Origin of the sequence: Mucilaginibacter sp. NFR10 (assembly GCF_900100445.1) — a bacterium.
Classification (GTDB): Bacteria; Bacteroidota; Bacteroidia; order Sphingobacteriales; family Sphingobacteriaceae; genus Mucilaginibacter; species Mucilaginibacter rubeus.
This window is the reverse complement of record NZ_FMTV01000001.1, coordinates 17,113-32,548: the sequence shown is the minus strand read 5'-3', so window position 1 is coordinate 32,548 and position 15,436 is coordinate 17,113. Positions and strand designations below refer to the sequence as shown.

Below are 15,436 nucleotides of genomic sequence, written 5' to 3'. Positions count from 1 at the left end.
CGCTGTTTTCAGATATGCGGATGTGTAAATGACGATTAATTGAATCAATTAGAATATGAGTATTATAAAAAGGATTTTGCTGGTTTGTTTATTGCTGATTTCGGCAAATGTATTTCCGCAAACTACCGGTAAGGTGATTGAAGAGCAATATATAAAAAGCGATATTTTAAATCATAATGTAAAATACGCAGTATACCTCCCTGCTGATTATGAAACATCAAACCGGACCTACCCCGTAGTATACCTGTTGCATGGTTATGGGGATGACCATACCGGCTGGCTGCAATTTGGTGAAGTTAACCGCTATGCCGATAAAGCTATTGCCGATGGTACCATTCCACCGATGATCATTGTAATGCCCGACGGGGGCACAAGCTTCTTTATCAATGCATACCAGGACAAACTAAACTATGAGGACTTCTTTTTCAAGGAGTTTATACCATCTATCGAAAAAGAATACCGTATAAAAGGTACTAAACAATACCGCGGCGTGGCGGGCTTATCCATGGGAGGCTTTGGCACACTGGTATATAGCCTTAAACATCCCGATATGTTCTCAGCAGCGGCGGCTTTGAGTGCTGCGGTACGTAGCGATGATGATTTTATGGCGATACCCGACGAGCGCTGGAAGGATGTATATAGCAAGGTATTTGGCCCCGATCTTAAAGGAAAAGAACGCCTTAATGCTACCTGGCAGGCTAACTCCATACTGGGATTGGTACAAAGCAAAACAACCGATGATCTGAAAAATGTGCGCTACTGGATAGATTGCGGTGATGATGACGCGCTAAGCAAAGGGAACAGCCTGCTGCATATAGCCCTTACAGAAAAGAAAGTGCCACACGAATTCCGCATCCGCGACGGAGCCCACAACTGGACCTACTGGCGCACCGGCATCACCGATGCATTAGCATTTATTGGTGATAGCTTTAGGCAAAAGTAGGACGTAGGAATATAATAAAATAGCTATTAAATCCTGAGGCCTCTGAAGATTGTTTCGGCCCCCCACAGGTCAGTCAACGCTTTGATCAGCACGCCCGGAGGCATAACGAGTGCGGTGTTAAAGCAAGTTACCCATGACAACTTAAAAAATGGGTGTCATAATGAGCCCGTCGAAGTATGGCGGGCAAGCCTCTGCACACGAGTCTTCGACAGGCTCAGACTGACAGGCCCTCTTTTGTCGTTTCACCTTCAGAGGCCCCTGGATTTAATCACTCAGCATTACTCTGGATGGAGTAATTTGGCGCTAATCACTCAAAATATCTTCACATTTCTCTTTCAAAACCTTCAAACGGTTATTCAGTTCGGTCAACCCGGCATCATTACCAATGTTCTTATAAAGCGTTTTTATCAGGGCTAAAGTATTGTCGTCAGCATCGCAGGCCTGTGCCTTCTCCAATTGAGGCAGGGCTTTTTTGACAGCCTTAATGTATTCGGCATCTGTAGATGGGGTATTCAAAGGCTTATCCGCATCGGGGATATTTTTGAGATACAAGTATCCCAAAGCCCGGTGGGCCACATAATAATCAGGTTCGGCAGCAACTACGCGCTCATATAAGGGTATCGCATTTACACTTTGATTGTCATCTTCATAAAGCCTGGCCAGTGAATTGAAAAAATTGATCTTAACTTTGGCTGATAGTCTGGCCGTATCCTGCATAATTTGCCGGGATAATTCCATTGCCTTATCCTGTTCACCCTGCAAACGCGCCAAATTAAAGTCGAGGTATTTGTTGTAGGTATCTTCAGCAGTTTGGGCCTGTGTTAAGGTAACAGCCATTAATAAGATTATTACCGTCAGTATTTTCCTGGGCATGATTGCGGGCTTGGTTCTGAGCTATAACGCTGAAAGGGAGTGTTTAATATGAAAACCAAAACTATAAAACCTTAAACATTTTAACCAAAGGCAATACCACCCCATCAGGCATCGGCTGATCTATATTTTCCATGGCTTTGTATCCCATAGCTTCGTAAAGCGGCACACCAGGCAACGTAGCTCCTAATTGCAGGCTCTTAAAGCCGTTGTTTTGTGCAGCAGTTTCGCAAACCTTTATGATATAACTACCTATACCCCTCCGGGCATAGTCCGGATGAACAAAGAAAGCCCTGATCCTGGCAGCATCATGATTGGGATCAAGCAATGGGTCTTCAATTTCTTTATGCTGATCGCCACCGTAAAGTGTATTGCGTTTGCTCCAGCCGCCACAGCCTACGGTAACGCCGTTTATTTCGGCTACATAATAAGTACCATCGGTAACCAATTGGGTATCCACTCCAAAAATGTACTTAATAGCACTTTCAATTTGCTGCTGATTGTAATAATTAGTGCTTAATCCACGGACAGAAAGAGCGATTAGCCCCTGCAATTCGGAGATATCATTAAAAGTTGCTAAGCGGGTTGTAATGGCAGACATGGTGGTAAATGTAACGTTTTAGTAAATAGCACAACCTGCACTATTAAAGAATGACCTTATTCTGAAAATTGAATAATTCTGTAATTCTGATCCGGACAATTCCGCCTGGCACAAAACGCCTCTTTCCTCTCACTGCAATATCATTTTACAAAAACAGTACATACACACTGCTTGTTAGTACGCATATTTGCAAAAACAAAAAACATGTCTACACTATTCTCTCCCCTCAAAATAAAAAACATCGAACTAAAAAACCGCATCGTAGTATCGCCTATGTGCGAGTATTCAAGCCAGGATGGTTTTGCTAACGACTGGCACCTGGTACACCTTGGCAGCTTTGCTACAGGCGGTGCGGGATTAATCATTACCGAAGCCGCCGCGGTATCACCCGAAGGCCGCATTACCTTCGCCGACCTGGGTTTGTATAAAGACGAACATGTTGAAAAACTAAAACAGATCACTGATTTTATAAAGGCTCAGGGCGCTGTTCCGGGTACCCAGCTGGCGCATGCAGGACGTAAGTCAAGTCACCAGGAACCATGGAACGGCGGTAAACAGGTCCCTGCCGATCAGTCAAACGGCTGGCAAAGTGTTTCGGCAAGTGCCATTTCCTTTTTTGAAAATGAAGAACCACCCATAGCTTTAGATAAAGCGGGTATTGAAAAAGTAAAAGCCGATTTCAAAGCCGCTGCTAAACGGGCTATTGACGCCGGTTTTCAAGTGATAGAATTGCATGGTGCACACGGATACCTGATCAATCAATTTCTTTCACCGTTCAGTAACCAACGTACAGACGAATATGGCGGAAGTTTTGAAAACCGCATTCGTTTACTCCTCGAAATAATTGAAAGTGTTAAGGAAGTTTGGCCTGAAGAGAACCTGCTGTTTGTACGGATTTCGGCAACCGAATGGGTAGAAGGCGGCTGGACGGCAGGTGATTCTGTTGCATTAGCCAATATTTTAAAAGGAAAAGGTGTTGATCTGATTGACTGCTCAACAGGCGGCAACATACCAAATGTTAAAATCCCGTTAACACCGGGTTATCAAGTTGAATTTGCCGAAAAAGTTAAAAAAGAAAGCGGTATACTTACAGGTACGGTAGGTTTGATCACCAAATCGGACCAGGCTAATGAAATTATAGAAAACGAACGTGCCGATCTTGTGTTTTTTGCAAGGGAAATGCTTCGTGATCCACATTTTGCCCTGCGCGCGGCACATGAGCTTGGCGAGGAAATAAAATGGCCTGTTCAGTATGAACGCGCTAAATGGCATTAATTGGTTTATAGGTAATAGTTTATGGTTCATAGCAAAACCTGAAACTATTTCCCCCAAAACCAGCCATGAACTATGAACCATAAACTATGAACTAATATAAAACCACACGCTATGAAACGTACAGCAAACGCCCATTGGAACGGTACATTACAGGCAGGGCAGGGAGAGATCACTACCCAGAGCACTGTATTAAACAAAACCCAGTATTCATTTAAAACCCGCTTTGCCGATGGCATCGGTACTAACCCCGAAGAGTTATTAGCTGCTGCTCATGCAGGCTGCTTTACTATGGCCGTTGGCGCTGCTTTAACCCAGGCAGGCTTTACTCCTAATGATTTAACTACCGATGCAATTCTTGACCTTGATATGCAGGCTTTAGAAGTTACAGGCATCCATTTAGAAATAAAAGGATCAGCAATTGATGGTGTATCTGAAGAACAATTCAAAGAAATTGCCGAAGGCGCCAAAGCTAACTGCATTATTTCAAAAGCACTGAGCGTGCCAATTACTTTAAGTGTTACTTACGCTTAACTACATTTTACAAAATACAAAAAGGGGATTGTGCTGTGCACAATCCCCTTTTTGTTGACTCATCCCCTATCCACTCCTTTTTAAAACAACAAAGCCGCCGGTAAACCGGCGACTTTTCAACACATATTAAATCAGGGGTCAATAAGCTATATTACAACATAAATACAAGCAGCATGGCAATATGTACCAGGACGCTGAATGCGAAAAAACCAAGCAGTGTACGGATACCGGAGCCGCCCATGCCGGCTATAATGTTGGCAAAGAATAACACAAGAGTTACTGCCAGCACGGCTATCGGAGCGTTGTAATAATACAGCAGGAAAGCAGGTACAGGTAAAAAGAGCACACCTTGTGAAACAAGTGAAAACATGAACCAAACTGTTTTATTAGGGGCCTGGCTATCGGCAAAGGCCATTAACTTATTCCAGGTATTGTTGCCGGCTTTAGTATTGGCGGTGTTAACGGTATTGGTATTTGCAGCGGTCCATTCAGGAGCATTTATTTTTAAAGTTGCCATGATTGTTATCTTTTAATGATACAAAGATGGCTGGTACCGCTTACCTGTAACATGACCATGGCGCGTTAAAAAAATGATCGTGGTCACTTTCAAAAGCTGAAGGCTGAGAGCAAAATGCACCCTAATAAAAACCGGGTTAAGGCATTTGAACATTAACCAACTCACAATAGCATTACCATAAGCTATTGATTACTAATTTAAAAAGCTTTATTCAAAGCAGACTGATTACCCTCTAAATCAACCGCTCTCACTGTTAACTTGCCTTTACCAGCCGCACTCCTATCCACCACAAAATAATTTAACGGCGTAAAACCTATCCGTTTGCCATTATTGTAAATATTATAACCCAACACCCGCTTATTATCCTTAGATGCCTGCCATTTTAAGGTACCGGTAGCTTTGGCCAGTTTTACCTGCTTTGGGGCAGTGGGTGGTATTTTATCCGGGGCAAGTTGCGTCACACAGTTCATCAGCGCGCGGAAAGTGTGGTAAGTTCCCTTCCAGATCTGGCCTTTGAGAGCTGTTTTATACTGTGGTTGTTTATCTATGCCGCCCTGGTACCAGTCGCCATGTTCATGGTCAATGAGGTAGGTTTGCGTGTATAGCCACAGGGTTTTAAACTTTTCAAAGTACTGGTGCTTATCCTGCGGATACCTGGCAGCCATAATGAGCAGCGTGTTGAGCCCTTCTGCCTGCGCCCACCAGTTCTTGGTATCCTCAGTAATGGTAAGTCCGGGCTTATCTTTAAAGTAATAGCCCTCATCGTAAAAACCGCCCACTTTATTATCCCAACCATTATCCAACGCATCATCAACCATTTTTTTGCCCACCTGCAAGGTTTTGATATCCCCTTCAATACCTAAAGCATGTGAAGCTTCGAGCATCAGATAAGCCGTTTCTACATTATGTCCGTACGAAATATGGTCAAGGCTATGATGCTGCTTATAAACGGCAAGGGTAGAATCGTGGTAAGATACCAGTGTCCAATCGGGTTGAAAAAACAGGATAAGATTTCCCTTATCATTAGTGATCTTATCACGCACCAGCATTAACATTTCTTTCAGGCGGATTTTAAGCAATTCATCCGGCCACACGCTGTATAATTCGGTAAACGCCTCCAGCAGATGGATGGATGAATTTTGATCTTTATAACCCGTTTCGGCAGTAGATTTTATGGTTGCATCCCTCACAATTGGTGTTCCATCACGCTGCATGTGCTGATAGTAACCCTTATAAACCGGATCGTGACCGTGTTTTTCTAACCACCAAAAACATTGCTTAGCCAAATTTAATGCACTGGTATCGCCCGAGGCCTGGTAATATGCTGCAAGCGCGTAAATTGCAAAAGAATTACCATAAGCTTCTTTAGGAGCAAAACCACCCTGTTTGGGATTGCCTTGTCTATCCGTAAAAATGTAAAAGCCACCGTATTGCTTATCCCACAATTTATCCCGCAAAAACTCATAGCCATGGCGGGCCCCCTCTATATAATATTTTTTTGCGGGGAAAAGCTCAGCGGCTTTGCTGTTGCTCCAAACGTGGCGTGCCTGGGTTACTATCATTTTATCCTGGTTACCTGTTGGCTTGAAATCATAGGTGAAAGCACTTAAAAAGCCACCATCGGCAGTATCAAAAGCGGCCGGGTACCAGGGCTTAAGCAGTTCATCAACCATGGATATTTGCATTTCATGGGCTATCTTTTGCTTTTCGCTCTGATTATTTTGCGCAAATACAATCGACACGGCGCTGGTTAAAGCCGATAGCAAACTGATCTTCAATTTCATAAGCTTACTTTTTATTTAAAACATGATCGGCCGCTAAAACTAAAAACAGGTAGTCGGTTGTGCCACCGCCCAAAACGTATTCGCCCTGTTGCCATAGGTAAGGCCAGTTAAGCAGTTCGGGAAAATCAGGCCGGATAAGCGCCGTGCCGGAGGTAATACCACCGGGAATATATGAGCGGTCGGCCCGGTTAAAGCCGTAGGCTGTTGTCATTGATTTTGAACCCACGCCCGATACAAACGAAGCTGTATTGGAACCCGGATGGCAGCCCAGCACAAAATCAATGGCATGCAGCATATAGGTATCACTAAAAACAGACGGAAAACCGGAGTATAAAAAGTATTGTTTATAACCAAAATTCTGGATACCCCATCCCGCTCCCCAAATATTGGGTTCATACGGAACTCCATAAGGGGTTTTAGTTCCCTGCTGCTGAATTTGAGCATATAGTTTTTTTACTGCTTCGGTTATTTTATCATGATAATTTGCATCGTTGATCAACCCCATGGTGCGGCCAACCAGCCAGCCGGTGTTATCAATACTATTGGCTATCGCATCGGTATTGTTTACCAGGTAATCGGCATAGGTTTTATCTTTTGTGGCGATGAGTAATTCTACCGCCAAAGCAACGCGATGGCGCAAAGTATGGTCAGGTGTGTTTTTCCAAACTTCCTGTGCTATTTGCAGGCATTGCTTAGCAAGTGTATCATTATATCCCTTCATTACACGGCTTGCAGCAGCCAAGGCGGCGGCTGTTTCTAACGAACGGCCAGGGTTTTCCTCGGTAAACACCCAGCGGTCATCAGCCGCCGCAGGCGTTTTCAATACAGGGTTAGTATTTGAAGCATTGGTTACAAAAGATTTGTTATCGGTGATATTGGCGGCATCACCCAAAATGGTGTACTGCCTGATGGTTGGCTCAATAACTCCACGGTAAAAACGTCCCAAGGCCTGGTAGCCTCCTGTAATGGCTAATAAACCGTGCTCAATCTGTTGCAGCATATCCGGTTTGCCATCGGGCTGGTGAATTTCAACGATGTGGTTTTTTTGATCGATAGTTGTGTTATCATATTTTACGTCGAAAGCCTCATAAGCTAATGTAAGTCCGTGAACCGTTTCTGCCTGCGATTCAACCCGCAGGTCAAAATCCCCTGCATCATGCCATGCACCACGGTCGAGAAACGGTACGTTATCGCCCGGATTATATTTATTGAGTGTACTATGCCCCTGAATATAGCCGTCGAAATGGTTGGAATCAACCGGCGCCATTCGGGCATCATCCATATGGCATAAGCCATGCCATACGCGGTATTTTTCGTTAACACGCATATGGCACATCTGTATAGGCAGGAAATATGAAAGCGTTGGCTGCCATACATCGTTTCTAAATACATCAGTGCTGATCTGGAATGGCTCCGTTTGATAATTGCCATATTTTACCAAGTACATACCCGGTTTGGTGATCTTTGTAAAATCAAATTGCAGGTAATGATACCTTAAAAAATCCCCCCAAATGGTGGGTGTGGCTTTCAAAGCGGTTATTAGTCCGCCGTTTTCATTTATTCTCATCAGGGAAACCGGCAATACTTTTTTATCATTTTTATCCAGTTCAATTACTGCAATTTTTTGCTGCGCGGGATGATACCCTACCTGCGATACCTGCACTACCGGTTGCGATTGCCAGCCCTCTACAGCATTTGGGGTTACCCGCCATTCTACAGCATCTTTTGACGCGCCTTTAGCCACTAACGAACGTACCACAAACCAGCCATTGTTATGCTTGGCCCGGCCATCCAACAATTGCAGGCTGCCGCCCGAAAGGTTTTCGATAGTCATGCGCTGTAAATCGGTTTCGGGCGTAATAGTGAGCTTTCTGCCTTCGGCCATGGGCATAACCTGGGTTTCACCTTCTTTGTCGATATAAGTTTGTCCATCGGCCTGTTGAGGGAATATGCCAAATTGCTTATCCATGTAATAAGATTTGCCAAACAAAATCCCCGGGAATAACTCCAGATTAAAACCTACTTTACCTATCCAATTATCGGGCAATGGCTTATCCAAATCAACAATGATCCTGAACGCCTTTCCTGCAGGGATCACCCGAATATGATAAGCAAAATTCAGATCCGGATAGATAATAGGGTTAAAACCATGGCGGTTCATATCCGGGTTGGGGAACTCCATGCGTACGCTTACTTCGTCGGTAGCTTTATTAACCACACGCTTACCTACTTTGGGTATAGGCGACCATTGACCCGGCGTAGGCTCCAGCCTGATATCACCATTGGTAGCTACACGCTGTCCGTTTTGAATAATGCCTACCCCACCCTGGTGCCCCTCGGGGTAAAAATCATGTGCAAGCATTACGTTTACGCCCTTATATTCAAGATATTCCTGTGCGTTAAGCTTCATTAAGTTTGCAGCGGGCTTAACCTGTGCATACAAAAAACTGGGCAGTAAACAACAAGCAGCAATAATCGCGCTGAAGGTAAATTTAGATCTCATCAGGATAATGGATTAACCGGTAATATGCAACAAGATATTTGCACGGCTAAAAATACCTCTGTGACAAGGGCTCAGTATAATGATATATTAACCTTTTGTTGCCGATTTTATACAATAACAGGGATTTTACATTAAAAATCATTATTAATAAACAGCAGCCAATGATACTGCAATTAACTTATTACCAATTAATTAAAAATAAAAATACCTGATATTAGGTATTCATTTTGTTCAGTAATTAATTTAAATTTGATTACCAGTAATACCTGTGTGCCGAAAAAGGGATCAAAGAGTAGGCAACAATTATTCAACCGATGGCCTTCCTGTTATGCTTAGCTGTAATAGCTTCACTGCTGTTACTGAACCCCTGTTTAAAAAAACAAGTTTTTAAACTATTTACAGCTGTTTTTTTTATTCTTACTTTCTCTGAAGCAGTTCATGCTCAGCCTGCAAACCCCGATAGTGTAACAAATAACAGGGTTAAAAAAGATTCAGTAACTAAAGCCCTTCTTCCTGATTCTATATTAAATATTTACAACCTAAGCGGAAGAAAAGATTCGGCCAGGCTTAATGAGATCATCGCTATCAGGCTCAAAACTACACTCCCAATCGATTCGTTCAAAACCCTGTATGTTGACGACATCAAAGTAGGAGAAACTGCTTTTTGGGGCAGTAACGACTACGAAAAGATCGTGTATTTCAAAATAGACGAGTCGGTACAGAACCTCGCCGTGCAGTTTTTAGCCAGCAAATCCATTGATAAAGCCCGTATCCCGGTGTATTTTTCTGTAGGCTATTCAGGTGGCTACATAACCAAAGGATTAATAAAAACACAGCTTGAAGTTAAACAAAAAATAAGCCGGATATGGGTATGGATAATGGCCGTTGTAATGGCCGGTTTCCTGGCAATGGGCCTAAAAAATAACATTTTAAAGGATGACGCCAATTTATATTACAGCCTGAGCCGCACACAACTCCTGTATTGGACGGTTATTTTTTCCGTTACTTACCTGTACATATGTAATGAAACGGGCGCTTTGCCGGATATCCCAGGCTCACTGCTGGCTATCCTCGGTATCAGTGCCGCAACAATGGCCACAGGTAAGCTTATAGAAAACGACCAAAAACCTAAAACGGAAATTGATCCTAAAGCACATAGCGAAGGTTTTTTTCACGATATCCTCTCCGACCGAAGCAGTATTAATATCCAGCGCCTTCAAAATGTACTGTTCAATATTCTGTTCGGACTGATCTTTATACAAAAAACAGTTTCATCAAATTTGTTACCTGATTTTGACAACAACATTTTACTGATGATGGGTATTAGCGCAGGCACCTATGCCGGTTTAAAAGCCACCGAACCCACCAAAGACCAGGTAACGGAACAACATGATTCAACAACTATTGGAAACGAAAAACCGGTCGATAAGCCCGACGGAGATGACAGTAAGGGAACCGGAGGCAAAACAAAATAAGCAATGCATTTAAAGCCTTTTAATACAAACAGGCACAAACCCGGTATCATTACATGACAAACCGGATCTATGCCTGTTTTTTAATTTAGGTTTAAGCTGGAATTAGCTTTGTACGGTAACGGTTGGATCCCAGTAATAGTAACCAAATAATACCGGATCGTTAACGCCTCTCTGGCGTACATAAAGTGCAAACTGAACGTTGTATTGTTCGGTGCCTTTGCTAATTACAGTAGCCTGGTTAAACCAAAAATATTGATCTGAGAACCCAACAGGAAGTGCAGTGCCATTAGTAGGTAAAATACCTGTGCGTTTATATACACTGAAGGTTTCACCATCAAACACTACATCTTGTGCGTACCATGCTAATTTGTAAATAACCACGGCCGAATCAAAATTACCATACTCTGATACCGCATACCAGCGTATAACGTCGCCTACATCAGCTTTGATGTTAAGGTCGGCCCCGCCCGAACCGGTAATGGTATTGCCACGGGTAGCAACCATATACATATAGTTATGAGGCAAACCTGTTGGATTGTTAGGATCCTGGCTTGGGTTTGGATAATCGGTAGTAATTGCATCGGTATCGATAACTACCTGGATGTTGATGATCTCCTGCGAGGTGGAGAGAAATTCACTGTTAATTGCCATGACTAAAAAGGGTTATTAGGATAAATAAATGCCCCTACTCTTTAAAGGATTTTCGGGTTAGCTCCTTTGATCAGAGCGAACAGAACCGAAGCGCTTCTTAACCGGTTTTTCTTATTCGCTTATCACAATACAAACCTCCGCTTATTTAAACGGGCTTATTAGAGAAAAAATACCGAATAAAAAAAATAAGTATTTATACGTATACAAACCATAAAAACACCCTTTCACACTATTTCACACCTACTAACTTTGCGGTATAGGAAAATCAGCAGAAAACGAAGCGAACAATAAATAATTAGTGAGAAATTTTTTCACAGTAGTATAAATAATTTCTCACTTATATAATTTATTATTACCAACATAAAATACAAATAATACAACTATATTACCTGCATATTAAACCTATTATATCATGAAAAAACGACCTTTTAACTTATTCAGACCGATCGCTGCCGCGATTACTATTTTCTTGTTTTTTGCCATGACTTCATGCAGGCAGGCTACCAAATTTGCCCAGGTAAAGTATACCGCTACGCAGGTTAATCACTGGCTCGACTCGGCCAAAACTGACAATTTTGTTTTTCAGTTTTACAGCCCCCAGGTTGATGACGTTAAAAAGCCATATCAGCTTGTATCATATATTCTGGATACAGCCGGAGGCTATCTTAACCCGATGCATCCCGATACACTGGCTATTGCAAAAGATACACTGGTTAACTTAACCGGCCCGGTGGTTTTAGGCAATACGTATCTAACCAAAAAAGCTATTATGGCGATTATCTCAACCGATAGCGGAAAAAAACGTGATTATGACTTCCTGGTTTTTACTCCTAAGATCATAGCTTCCAACCAGCACCTTGTATACGCCATCAGCCTTATAAAAAACGGTGTACCTATTGATTACCGCGACTCAGACACCGGGGATGTTGATTCAAATCCATCACCTCCGGCAAAAATGTAATAGCGTTACAAAACTGCTGCAAAGTGGAACAGCTAATAAAAGGTATATCTGACTGGTCGGAGGTTTGGGCGTTGCTCATTCCCCTGGCCATTCTTTGTTTGAAGAAAAAACAACCAGTTTTTAACAAACCTGTTGTTATATATTTATGGACAGCGCTGGCAATTAATGTAACTATTGATGCCATATGGAAGCTTAAAACAATTTTACCGCACCCATACAACACCAATAATTATCTGTATAATATACATTCCATAATCAGGGTGTTATTATTCAGCTCTTTTTTTATAAAGTTAAACCAGCAGTTTTTGTCCAAAACAAAAAGGATAGCACCGTATATTTTTTTAGGGTTTGTACTTATCAATTTCAGCTTTTATCAAAACTTTTTTGATTATGGACAATTGAGCAGCAGATTACTATCATTTGAGGCGGTAATTATGATGTTTTATTGTATGCAGTATTACCTGTTTAAAATAACCGACGATGAAGAACCCGGTAAGAAACAGCCCGACTTTTGGATAGTAACCGGCCTGGGTATTTACTACACTGTAAATTTTTTTATTTTTCTGTTATACAATGAACTCACAATACGCCTGCACAATTTTGCCATAAACCTGTGGAATATCCACAATTTCACGTATACTATTTTATGTGTATTTATAGCGAAAGGGTTATATGAAACAAACGAATGATGATATCAGGCTCCTGCTCTTTATGGGCATTGCGGTTATGCTTTCCTTATTCGCGAGCATATTGCTCATTTTTATATTTTTTCAGCGTAAAAAATACCAGTATCAGCAAAAAATACAAAAGCTGCATCAAACCCAGCAAAACCAGTTGATAGAGGCAGCTGTGCGCAGTGAAGAAACTGAACGTCATCGTATTGCCGAAGAGCTGCATGATGAAGTGGGCGCCATTTTATCGGCATCAAAGCTGCATCTACAAGGAGTAAAGATCAACGTTATTGATAAAAACAATGAGCCGAGGTATGAAAAAGGACAGGAGCTGCTTGACATGGCCATTAAACAGGTGCGTGGTATTTCGCACAATTTGCACTCCAGTATTCTGAAAGAGTTCGGGCTAAATGAAGCAATCAGGCATTTTGTTGAGAAAATAACAAATAACGACCTCATATTTATTACCACCGATCTTGATGATTCATATACAACCCAGGCTAATGAAAATGATATTAGCATATACCGCATGGTGCAGGAGTTAATGAACAATGTACTTAAACATGCCAGACCTAAAAAAATACATATCACATCAACTTATAACCACGATGCTTTAAACATTAGTATTTTTCATAATGGGAAGGGGCTCAGCCATGCACAATATGAAGAACTGAAGTTTAATAAACAGGGCCTTGGCCTCAAAGCTATCCAAACCCGCATCATTTTGCTGAAAGGCGAGGTATCATTCAATCACAAGCCCGAAGGATACTACATTAACATCAGTATCCCCCGAACAATTACTATTTAACCATTATAACAATCAAAAAGAAGGCGATGAAACCTATTAAAATTGCCATAGCCGATGATTATACCATATACAGGGACGGCCTCAAAATTGGACTTACCCAGGATGAGAACCTGGAAGTAATGCTTGAGGCCGGCGATGGTGAAGACCTGATAAAAGGCATTGAAACCAATATGCCCGATGTAATTATCATGGACCTTAAAATGCCTGTTATGGATGGCATGGAAGCTACCAAACACATTAAAAAGAAGTATCCTGATATGAAAATTTTAGTGGTGACGATGTACGATGACGAAAAGTTCGTAATTCATTTAATGGAGATTGGCGCCAACGGGTATCTGCTAAAGAACGCGGAAGCTGAAGAAATCAGGAAAGCGATATATTCGGTACACGAAACAGGCTATTACTTTAACAATATAGTAAGCAACGCACTTTTAAAGAAATTGGTGATAAAAGGCAATATCAAACCATCCTTTAAAGAAGGCGTTGAACTCACCGAACGGGAACAGGATGTACTGAAATTAATTTGTGCCGAAAAAACTGCCAATGAAATGGGCAAACAACTGTTTCTTAGTCCGCGCTCGGTTGAAGGGATCAGGCAGCGCCTGATAGATAAGGTGGGCGTACGCAACACCGCCGGGCTGGTAATGTTTGCAGTAAAAAATGGGATAATATGATGCTTTTAAATTAGCCATGCCATTTTGCATGTCATCTTAAGACGAGATTTCTTTTTTTTTAATAAATACACAAAATACAAACTTCAAATAAATCGTAAAAGCAAACAATTGGTCTTTTCATCCAACAAAAAACCTGATTTATCGGGTTTAAAATCAATTAAATCAATAATAGCAAAAAACTATTCAATGAAAATTCAATTTTTTGATAAAAAATACAATTTTCATTGATATTTTTACAACAAAACGTTGACTGATTGATCAAGATTTGAATGAAAAGAAATATCCAGTGCGATAATCAAACCTGTCTTTTATGTAAAGGCTGTATAAAAGAGTGGCTGCCGGCAATTGCAGCCAACAAAAAAAACTTTAATGTAAAAAAAGGACAGGTTATTTTCAGTGAAGGCGACCCGGTGAAAGGAATTTACTTTGTTTATGAAGGCAATGTGAAAGTTCATAAAAAATGGGGGGCAGATAAAGAGCTTATTATTCGCTTTGCCAATAAGGGCGCTATTTTTGGTCACCGCGTGCTGGGTAAACATGCCACCCACTACCCTATTTCGGCAACAGCCTTGGAAGCAGGCATTATATGCTACATTGATATGGAGTTTTTTGAGGCTACTTTAAAAGTAAACCCTCAGTTTACCTACCAGCTAATGTTATTTTTTGCCGACGAGCTGCAGGAGGCTGAACGCAAAATGCGTAATCTCGCACATATGCCGGTAAAGGGCCGCGTTGCCCAGGCACTCATAAGCCTCAAGAATCAGTTTGGTACAAACCCGGAAGGCCATATTGATGTAGAACTTACCCGGCAGGACCTGGCCTCATACGCAGGTGCTACTTACGAAACTGTGTTCAGGGTAGTTAATGAATTGATACAGGAAAAACTGATTAACACCAACGGTAAAAAGATTAGTATTATCAATTATGATAAACTTTTTCTTTTAACTCAGGATGATGAGTTGTAAATGGGATAATTACTTCAAAATATTATTATCCTTTTGCCTTAAATGGGTTTATTATTTTTAGCTTTTGGGGTATAAAAATCATCTAAGGCGTAAAGCAGAATATTGGTATCAATTGCGATATTACTCATAATCATTAGCTTCACCCCTGTCAAACCTATACCCATTATTCAAGGTAAATTCATTTAATCTGTCGTTCAAATGATCAAC

The 15,436-nt window shown here is 41.6% G+C and carries 15 protein-coding genes; 9 read left to right on the top strand and 6 right to left on the bottom strand.

Annotation, left to right across the window (positions count from 1 at the left end):
- Positions 1 to 55 precede the first annotated feature (55 nt).
- Positions 56 to 943, top strand: coding sequence for an alpha/beta hydrolase (locus tag BLP33_RS00130; RefSeq protein WP_090523363.1), 888 nt, complete (start codon positions 56 to 58; stop codon positions 941 to 943).
- Positions 944 to 1,246: 303 nt separating this feature from the next.
- Here BLP33_RS00130 and BLP33_RS00125 read toward each other — a convergent pair whose 3' ends face one another.
- Positions 1,247 to 1,816, bottom strand: coding sequence for a tetratricopeptide repeat protein (locus BLP33_RS00125; protein WP_090523357.1), 570 nt, complete (start codon positions 1,814 to 1,816; stop codon positions 1,247 to 1,249).
- A gap of 61 nt (positions 1,817 to 1,877) precedes the next feature.
- On the bottom strand, positions 1,878 to 2,414 hold the full coding sequence (locus BLP33_RS00120; RefSeq protein WP_090523352.1) for a GNAT family N-acetyltransferase: 537 nt from the start codon (positions 2,412 to 2,414) through the stop codon (positions 1,878 to 1,880).
- 204 nt (positions 2,415 to 2,618) lie between these two features.
- Between BLP33_RS00120 and BLP33_RS00115 the strand changes: the two genes are divergently transcribed.
- Positions 2,619 to 3,689 (top strand): NADH:flavin oxidoreductase/NADH oxidase, encoded by a 1,071-nt coding sequence (locus BLP33_RS00115; protein ID WP_090523348.1) that lies wholly within the window; start codon positions 2,619 to 2,621, stop codon positions 3,687 to 3,689.
- 111 nt (positions 3,690 to 3,800) lie between these two features.
- Complete coding sequence (locus BLP33_RS00110; protein ID WP_090523343.1) at positions 3,801 to 4,220, top strand: OsmC family peroxiredoxin; 420 nt, start codon at positions 3,801 to 3,803, stop codon at positions 4,218 to 4,220.
- 151 nt (positions 4,221 to 4,371) lie between these two features.
- Here BLP33_RS00110 and BLP33_RS00105 read toward each other — a convergent pair whose 3' ends face one another.
- From BLP33_RS00105 to BLP33_RS00095, 3 genes are all read right to left on the bottom strand, one after another.
- On the bottom strand, positions 4,372 to 4,737 hold the full coding sequence (locus BLP33_RS00105; protein ID WP_090523334.1) for a hypothetical protein: 366 nt from the start codon (positions 4,735 to 4,737) through the stop codon (positions 4,372 to 4,374).
- Between the two features lie 197 nt (positions 4,738 to 4,934).
- On the bottom strand, positions 4,935 to 6,521 hold the full coding sequence (locus tag BLP33_RS00100) for an AGE family epimerase/isomerase (RefSeq protein WP_090523330.1): 1,587 nt from the start codon (positions 6,519 to 6,521) through the stop codon (positions 4,935 to 4,937).
- Positions 6,522 to 6,525: 4 nt separating this feature from the next.
- Positions 6,526 to 8,931, bottom strand: coding sequence for a glycoside hydrolase family 9 protein (locus BLP33_RS00095; RefSeq protein WP_217633087.1), 2,406 nt, complete (start codon positions 8,929 to 8,931; stop codon positions 6,526 to 6,528).
- Between the two features lie 407 nt (positions 8,932 to 9,338).
- Here BLP33_RS00095 and BLP33_RS00090 point away from each other — a divergent pair, with 407 nt between their 5' ends.
- A complete protein-coding gene (locus BLP33_RS00090) occupies positions 9,339 to 10,499 on the top strand; it encodes a hypothetical protein (RefSeq protein WP_090523323.1) in 1,161 nt (386 codons plus the stop codon).
- A gap of 102 nt (positions 10,500 to 10,601) precedes the next feature.
- Here BLP33_RS00090 and BLP33_RS00085 read toward each other — a convergent pair whose 3' ends face one another.
- Positions 10,602 to 11,150, bottom strand: a complete 549-nt coding sequence (locus tag BLP33_RS00085; RefSeq protein WP_090523319.1) for an inclusion body family protein — start codon at positions 11,148 to 11,150, stop codon at positions 10,602 to 10,604.
- A gap of 412 nt (positions 11,151 to 11,562) precedes the next feature.
- On the opposite strand from BLP33_RS00085, the gene BLP33_RS00080 reads away from it, so the two are divergent.
- The 5 genes from BLP33_RS00080 to BLP33_RS00060 all read left to right on the top strand — a co-directional run bounded on the left by BLP33_RS00080 (position 11,563) and on the right by BLP33_RS00060 (position 15,229).
- A complete protein-coding gene (locus tag BLP33_RS00080) occupies positions 11,563 to 12,111 on the top strand; it encodes a hypothetical protein (RefSeq protein WP_139159894.1) in 549 nt (182 codons plus the stop codon).
- Positions 12,112 to 12,134: 23 nt separating this feature from the next.
- Entirely contained in the window at positions 12,135 to 12,800 is a 666-nt protein-coding gene (locus tag BLP33_RS00075) for a hypothetical protein (RefSeq protein ID WP_139159893.1), read from the top strand.
- Positions 12,784 to 13,590, top strand: a complete 807-nt coding sequence (locus BLP33_RS00070) for a sensor histidine kinase (RefSeq protein ID WP_090523309.1) — start codon at positions 12,784 to 12,786, stop codon at positions 13,588 to 13,590. The genes BLP33_RS00075 and BLP33_RS00070 overlap by 17 nt, the downstream gene beginning before the upstream one ends.
- Positions 13,591 to 13,616: 26 nt before the next feature.
- Complete coding sequence (locus BLP33_RS00065) at positions 13,617 to 14,264, top strand: response regulator transcription factor (RefSeq protein ID WP_090523305.1); 648 nt, start codon at positions 13,617 to 13,619, stop codon at positions 14,262 to 14,264.
- A 269-nt stretch (positions 14,265 to 14,533) separates the two neighbouring features.
- A complete protein-coding gene (locus BLP33_RS00060) occupies positions 14,534 to 15,229 on the top strand; it encodes a Crp/Fnr family transcriptional regulator (protein ID WP_090523301.1) in 696 nt (231 codons plus the stop codon).
- The last annotated feature ends 207 nt before the right edge of the window (positions 15,230 to 15,436 follow it).